This window comes from Ilumatobacter sp. (genome assembly GCF_041688325.1).
GTDB lineage: Bacteria > Actinomycetota > Acidimicrobiia > Acidimicrobiales > Ilumatobacteraceae > Ilumatobacter_A.
Genome location: NZ_JBDNIJ010000412.1, coordinates 1 through 2,640, shown reverse-complemented (window position 1 = coordinate 2,640; position 2,640 = coordinate 1). Strand labels below are relative to the sequence as shown.

General features: G+C 64.2%; 4 protein-coding genes. 2 read left to right on the top strand and 2 right to left on the bottom strand.

Going from position 1 to position 2,640, the window contains the following annotated elements:
• Positions 1 to 509, bottom strand: a 509-nt coding sequence (locus tag ACH2EI_RS20285; RefSeq protein WP_395161379.1) for an SDR family NAD(P)-dependent oxidoreductase, incomplete at its 3' end; no start/stop codon positions are given.
• 18 nt (positions 510 to 527) lie between these two features.
• Here ACH2EI_RS20285 and ACH2EI_RS20280 point away from each other — a divergent pair.
• On the top strand, positions 528 to 740 hold the full coding sequence (locus tag ACH2EI_RS20280) for a ferredoxin (protein ID WP_395155234.1): 213 nt from the start codon (positions 528 to 530) through the stop codon (positions 738 to 740).
• 10 nt (positions 741 to 750) lie between these two features.
• Here the strand turns inward: ACH2EI_RS20280 and ACH2EI_RS20275 are convergent, their stop codons facing one another.
• Entirely contained in the window at positions 751 to 1,719 is a 969-nt protein-coding gene (locus ACH2EI_RS20275; RefSeq protein WP_395155229.1) for an amidohydrolase family protein, read from the bottom strand.
• A gap of 35 nt (positions 1,720 to 1,754) precedes the next feature.
• Between ACH2EI_RS20275 and ACH2EI_RS20270 the strand changes: the two genes are divergently transcribed.
• Positions 1,755 to 2,522: a sugar phosphate isomerase/epimerase family protein gene (locus ACH2EI_RS20270; protein WP_395161377.1), complete on the top strand. Its 768-nt coding sequence runs from the start codon at positions 1,755 to 1,757 to the stop codon at positions 2,520 to 2,522.
• The last annotated feature ends 118 nt before the right edge of the window (positions 2,523 to 2,640 follow it).

Below are 2,640 nucleotides of genomic sequence, written 5' to 3'. Positions count from 1 at the left end.
TCGCCGGTCCCGGGGGTCGGCACGAATCCTGGCCCGACCGCGTTGGCCCGCACGTTGCGCGGCCCCCACTCGACAGCGGTCTGACGGGTGAACGCAAGGACCGCCGACTTCGACGCGGAGTATGCGCCGACCATCGGGTTCGGCGAGTGCGCGGCGACCGACACGATATTCACGATGCTGCCACCCCGGTCGAGCATCGACCGACCGAAAAGTTGCGTGCAATTGAACGTGCCGCCGACGTTCACGGCGAGCACCCGTTGGATGTCGGCGGGGTCGGCGGTTTCGATCGGACCGAACCGCCAAATACCTGCGTTGTTGACCAGCACATCAATCGGACCCACGTCATGGGCGATGCGTTCGACTGCGGCGTGATCGGCGATGTCGCACTCCAGCACGCCGGCGCCGTCGTCGACGTCGAGCCGGACGACCTCGAAGCCATCGCTCGCGAGGCGATCCGAAATTGCCGCGCCGATTCCACGCGCCGCTCCGGTGACGACAGCAACCGGCACTACGCTCTCTGACCTGTGATGTATGACGTGGTTCTCGACACCGATGAATGTGTGAGCGCTGGCAAGTGTGTGGCGTCGGGCCCTGGATTCTTTGTGTTCGACGACGACGAGATTGCCATGATCGACCGCGCTGGCGCTCGCCCCGACGATGTGGCCCTGCTGCGGATCGCCCGAGGCTGCCCGAGCGGGGCGATCAAGTTGCAGCTCGACGGGGTTGACATCGAACTCTGACCTGAGCGGGTCATCGGTCGAGCCGCAATAGGCGGCGAGCGTTGCTGTCGTATTCGTCGACGAACGGAATCTGTTCGGGTTCGGTCGGCGCATCCCAACCAGCCAGATTGGTGCCGAGCACGAGGCGATCGCGGCCTACTTTGCGTTCGAGTAACGCCAGCGAATCGTCATCGTGCACGTGATTGTCGAACCACAAGCGTCGCATCGCGCCGGCGAAGTCGACTGGGTGTTCCCGAGCCCAGGGCCGGGTCCGGCCTTGGTGTTCGAGTCGACCGAGCATGTAGGCGCTGGCGCCGCCGCCGTGGGACACACAGATGTCGAGATCCTGATGCCGGTCCAGTACACCGCCATAGATCAGACATGCAACGGCGAGCGTCTCTTCGAACAGGAATCCGAGCGATAGGTCGAGGTCGTACTTGCGGATTCGTTCGTCGCGCAGCGGACCGTCGATGCCCCACGGTGCCGGGTGAATAAAGATTGGCACGTCGAGTTCGACGGCAGCAGCCCAAAGCGGATCGAGTCGCTCGTCGTCGAAGTCGATGCCGAAATCGGTACCGATGTAGGCGCCGAGCAGACCGAGATCGGTCGTCGCCCGACGCAATTCGGTGATCGACGCGTCGATGTCCTGCATCGGGAGTTGGGCGAAGCCACGGAACCGGTCCGGATGCCCGCCGACCACCTCCGCGAGTTCCGTGTTGTGCCACTTGCAGTACTCGGCTGCCAGATCTGGCTCGATGTGGTGAAAGTAGGTGATCGGGTTGGGCGACAACACCTGCAGGTCGATCCCGAGGTGGTCGTTCAACCGCAAGCGGGCATCTGGATCCATGAAGGGGGTGCCGGTGTAGTCCACACCGTCGAGCACGTAGTTGCCGGCCCGGAAACGGGGGCGACCTTCCGGGCCGATACCGAGTTCGGGACCGTGCCGTCCGGCGCATCCCATCACTCCTGCAAGCACGGTGTGTGCGTGGACGTCGATCATGACGAGGCCTTTCGACTGCTGTCTAGGATGTCGCGGTGAGGGGGAGACAACGGGCACTGCATCTCGCCGCTGGATCGATGCTCGACCAACCGGCGGACGTACTGCTCCGCGTTGCCGCGGCTGCAGGCTTCGACGGTGTCGGTCTGCGACTCTCGGGCGAACACGCGGTCAATGACCCGGCCGCAACCAGTCGAACCGCTGAACGGCTGGGCCTGAAGATTCATGATGTCGAGGTGTACCGCATCACCAACGACCCGGCCGACCCGGATCCGTTGATCGCCCAGGCGGCGGCGATCGGTGCGTCGGCGCTGCTCGGGGTGTCGGACCTCGACGATCGTGCTGCCACTGTCGACGCACTTGACGATCTCAGCCAACGGTGTCGTCGCAACGGCTTGCGCCTGGCACTTGAGTACATGGCCTGGACCGATCCGAGCGATCCGCTCGAAGCCATCGATATCGCTCGTCAGACTGGTTGCGAGCTGCTGGTTGATCTGCTGCATCACGTGCGTGTCGGTGCTGGCATTGCGGAACTTGACGCCATCGTGGCGTCCGGGGTGCTCGGATGGGTGCAGCTGTGTGATGCGCCATTGACGCAACCGAGCAAAGAGCTCCTGGCGAACGAAGCGCGTCATGGTCGTCTGCTCCCGGGTCAAGGTGGGCTTCCGCTTGCGAATCTGCTGTCTCGGCTGCCTGACAACGTGGCGGTCAGCGCCGAGGTGCAGAGCGATGACCTGTTGGCCGTCGAGCCGGCGATGCGCGCCCGGATGCTCCACGACACGGCGCGTGCCCTGCTCGGCCACTGACTGCACGATTCGTCTGCTGTCGGACGTCTTAGGCGGTGACTGCTTCGAGCAGCACCGGATAGCGGCCGAAGTAGGGCCGTGTCGTCGACTCATCCATTTCGGGCGAGTCGTCTGGGTC

Coding starts and splice junctions, on each gene's coding strand:
- ACH2EI_RS20280 (WP_395155234.1), top strand. CDS start 528: ATGTATGACGTGGTTCTCGACACCGATGAATGTGTGAGCGCTGGCAAG.
- ACH2EI_RS20275 (WP_395155229.1), bottom strand. CDS start 1,719: ATGATCGACGTCCACGCACACACCGTGCTTGCAGGAGTGATGGGATGC.